This is a genomic window from Micrococcus sp. KRD012 (genome assembly GCF_017168555.1).
In the GTDB taxonomy this organism is placed as follows: domain Bacteria; phylum Actinomycetota; class Actinomycetes; order Actinomycetales; family Micrococcaceae; genus Micrococcus; species Micrococcus luteus.
Window position 1 is genome coordinate 1 of sequence record NZ_JABFBB010000042.1, and the last position, 435, is coordinate 435.

Here is a 435-nt window from a genome sequence, read left to right on the forward strand (position 1 = left end):
TCCTTGTCCGGATCTTGCACCACGCCGGTGTCGAGCGCGATCAGCGCATTCGGGAGCTTGAAGGTCGAGGCCGGCAGCCGGCCCTCGCCCGAGCGAACCTTGTCGCTGGCGATGATCAGATAGTCGTCGATCTTGTAGCCGACGAAGGTGCCCTCGGTACCGAGATCGAAGAACCGCTTTTGCAGATCCTCGCGAAACTCGCTGCGTTGGTAGGACACATTTGCAAAACTGCGCGACGGCAGGATGGCGGCGGCAGCAAACAGACCGAGCGCATGGCGGCGATGGATCACGACAGGACCTGAACCGTTTCGGGTTGACGACGATGGATGCCATCGTGGTGAAAGGATGGCAACAGAGTCTTCGGTTGAAAACGCTCAGCGCGCCCGGCCCGACATCCGCAGCACGAACACCAGCACCTCCGCGACGGCCTTGTAG

The 435-nt window shown here is 61.4% G+C and carries 1 protein-coding gene; it reads right to left on the reverse strand.

What is annotated here, in order from left to right; genetic code table 11:
* The coding region (locus tag J1M37_RS11090) for a hypothetical protein (RefSeq protein WP_342345148.1) at positions 1-290 on the reverse strand (290 nt) is incomplete at its 3' end.
* Positions 291-435: the final 145 nt, after the last annotated feature.